At 75.3% G+C, this 3,322-nt stretch carries 2 protein-coding genes and 1 pseudogene; 1 reads left to right on the plus strand and 2 read right to left on the minus strand.

Translation table 11 applies throughout. From position 1 onward, the window contains the following. A partial coding sequence (locus DMH12_RS37885) for an MFS transporter (protein ID WP_148107596.1) occupies nt 1-1,233 on the minus strand: 1,233 nt, incomplete at its 3' end. Nucleotides 1,234-1,370: 137 nt separating this feature from the next. Here DMH12_RS37885 and DMH12_RS37890 point away from each other — a divergent pair. Further along, nucleotides 1,371-1,949, plus strand: a complete 579-nt coding sequence (locus DMH12_RS37890) for a TetR family transcriptional regulator (RefSeq protein WP_125495790.1) — start codon at nt 1,371-1,373, stop codon at nt 1,947-1,949. A gap of 18 nt (nt 1,950-1,967) precedes the next feature. Here DMH12_RS37890 and DMH12_RS37895 read toward each other — a convergent pair. Next, nucleotides 1,968-3,322: pseudogene (locus tag DMH12_RS37895) on the minus strand (nickel transporter); the annotation flags it as partial.

Raw genomic sequence — 3,322 nt, forward strand, 5'->3', positions numbered from 1 at the left:
AACCAGACCATCGCCCTGACCACCACGTCCGCCCCAGCCCCACTGGCCGAAGGCCGGGCCCGCCAGGGCCGAGGACAGGGCGCCGCCCGCGAAGCCGGAGACGACGTACGCCGTGTTGGCAGTGGCCGGGGCGGACGTGGTGGTCAGGGCGATGGTCTGGTTGGCGACGTGGGAGGCGACCAGCGCGGCGTGCACCAGGACCGCCGCCGCGCACAGGGCCGCCATCACCTGCCCGCCCAGCCAGAACAGCGGCACGGACACGGCGGCGAGCAGATACGCGGACCGTACGACCTTCGCGGCGCCGAACCGGTCGACCAGGCCGCCCGCGAGCGGCGCGACCACGCTCGCCGCCAGCCCGAACAGGCCGAACAGCCCGGCCGCGGCGGTCGTCATGCCGTAGCCGTCGTCCCCCGCCAGGAGCAGCGCCAGCGAGGTCCACAGGGCGCTCCACGCGCCGTACATCCCCGCCTGGCGCACGCACGCGCGCCACAGGTCGGGCGAGTGGCGCAGTACGCCGGGCAGCGCGGCCAGGCCCGCGAACAGCGAGCCCTGCCGGCGCCGCCGCTCGGCCGGGAGTATGTACGCGGTAGCCAGGCCCAGGGCCGCGGTCAGGACGGCGGCGCCCACGAACACCGCACGCCAGCCGAAGGCCTGTCCCGCCAGTCCGCCGAGCACGCGGGCCGCCACCACGCCGGTGAACAGACCCGCGATGACGGCCGCGACATGACGGGCCCGGCGGTCGGCGGGGGCGCGTTCGGCGACCAGCGGGACCAGGAGCTGCGGGACGACGGTCGCGGCCGAGGCGACCAGGACGGCGGCAGCCAGCGCGCCGGTCCCGGCCGAGGCGGCGCCGGCCAGCAGTGCGGCGGTGGCGACCAGCGCGAGGACGGCGACCAGGCGGCGCCGGTTCACGCTGTCCCCGAGCGGGGCGAAGAAGAGCAGGCCGGCCGCGTACCCGAGCTGGGCGACGGAGGCGAGCCACGCCACCCCCGAGGGCGTCGAGCCCATGTCGTGGGCGATAAGAGGGAGCAGCGGTGCCGCCAGGTAGATGTTGGCGGCCGTCACGGCGGTGCAGAGGGCGATCAGGGGAAGGAAGAGCCGGGACGCGGCACCGGCGGGCCGGGTCGGCGGCCCGGTCCCGGCGGACGCGGAGGCGGACGCGGGCACGGACGCGGGGACGGAGGCGGCTGCGGCCTCCGCCGGTACTGCGGCTCGGGACGGCGAAGACGGCATGAGCGGAGCGACTCCTTCGAGCGCACACTAATAACCAACTGGTTGGTTGGACTGACGGGGCCGAGTCTGCGCCCGCCCCCGGGCCTCTGTCAACCAGATAGTTGGTTACCTGCTTCCCTCCGCATACCCTGTCCCCCATGGGAGCAAGGGACCCCGAGGCCACCAAGGCCCGGATCTTCGCGGCGGCGGTCGCCGAGTTCGCGCGGCACGGCATCGCCGGTGCGCGCATCGACCGCATCGCGGCCGAGGCCAAGGCGAACAAGCAGCTGATCTACGCCTACTACGGCAACAAGAACGAGCTGTTCGCGTCCGTCCTCGAGAAGAAGATGCTCGACCTGGCGGTCTCGGTCCCCGTGGACCCCGACGACATCGAGGGCTGGATCGACCGCCTGCTCGACTACCACACCGCCCACCCCGAGCTGCTGCGTCTGCTCTTCTGGGAGGGCATGGAGTACGGCACGGCCGAGCTGCCCCACGAGGCCGAGCGGCAGGCCCACTACGCCCGCAAGGTCGCCGCCGTACGGGACGGCCAGGAACGCGGCGTGGTCACCGACGCCATCCCGGCGCCCGACCTCCTCTTCCTGCTGGTCGCGATGGCCAACTGGGCGATCGTCGTGCCCCAGATGAAGCGCATCCTGGTCGGCGGCGCGGACACCGACGCCGACCGCCTGCGCACGTCGATCAAGGAGGCGGCGCGCCGGATCGTCGACCGGTAGCGCCCGGGCACCGCGGCGTCAGTTGGTCCCGATCCGCGAGAGCAGCTCGACGATCCGGCCCTGCACCTCAGCGCTGGTGGACCGCTCCGCCAGGAACAGCACCGTCTCGCCCGACGCCAGCCGCGGCAGGTCGGCCTGGTCGACGGCGGCGGTGTAGACGACCAGCGGGGTGCGGTTGAGCTGCCCGTTCGCGCGCAGCCAGCCGACGATCCCGGCGGATCCCTCCTGCCGCCGCTGCACCTGCATCAGGTCCATCACGACCAGGTTGGGCCGGAACTGCCCCGCCAGCGCCACCGCGTCGGCGTCGCTCGCCGCGCGCGCCACCTGCATCCCGCGCCGCTCCAGCGTCGAGGTCAGCGCCAGCGCGATCTCCGCGTGCTCCTCGATCAGCAGCACGCGCGGCGGGTGCTGCTCGGTGTCCCGGGGTGCGAGCGCCTTCAGCAGGACGGCCGGGTCGGCGCCGTAGGCGGCGTCCCGCGAGGCCTGTCCGAGGCCGGCCGTGACCAGCACCGGCACCTCGGCGGCCACCGCCGCCTGCCGCAGCGACTGGAGTGCGGTGCGAGTGATCGGCCCGGTCAGCGGGTCCACGAACAGCGCGGCGGGGAACGCCGCGATCTGCGCGTCGACCTCCTCGCGCGAGTGCACGATCACCGGCCGGTAGCCGCGGTCGCTGAGCGCCTGCTGCGTGGAGACGTCCGGCGCGGGCCACACCAGCAGTCGGCGCGGGTTGTCCAGGGGCTCCGGCGGCAGTTCGTCGTCCATCGGCTGCGGACGCGGCGAGTCCGCCACCTCCACGGCTCCGCCGGGCCCGTCCAGCGGCTCGGGTCCCTCGGCGGCGTCCTTGTCCGGCGCTCCTATGGCGTACGACCGTCCGGCGCCCTCGGTGACCGGCGCGAGCCGCTGCTGTCCGCCGCCCAGCGAGGTCTGTTCCTGCCCCGTCGGCTGCGGCTGGGGCTGCTGCTTCGGCTGCGTGGTGGCGGTCGGCTGCTCGGTCGCCGGATGCGGGCGCGCCGCCTGGTCCGCGCGCGGGTCGGGCGGCGTACCCAGCTTGCGGCGCCGGCCCGGCTGCTGCGGCGCGGGGGCGGCCGACGGCTGCTGCACCTGGACCGCCTGCCGGTTGAACGGCACGCCCTGGCCCAGGGTCCGGACGCTGATCGACCGTCCCTGGGTCGAGTTCGGGTCGACGGGCACCGACGTCTCGGCGGGCAGGGGCTGCGCCGCGCGGGGTGCGGGCGCGTTCTCGGGCGGCAGCGGTGTGCCCTGGCTCGGCGTGGAGCCGGGGACGCCCTGCGGGGGCGTCGGGGTGGTGCCGTCGGCCGGCACCGGGGCGCCCTCGGGCCGGGGCGCGGCGGTCGCGGGCCAGGGCTGCGGGG

Source organism: Streptomyces sp. WAC 04229, assembly GCF_003947455.1.
Taxonomy (GTDB): Bacteria; Actinomycetota; Actinomycetes; order Streptomycetales; family Streptomycetaceae; genus Streptomyces.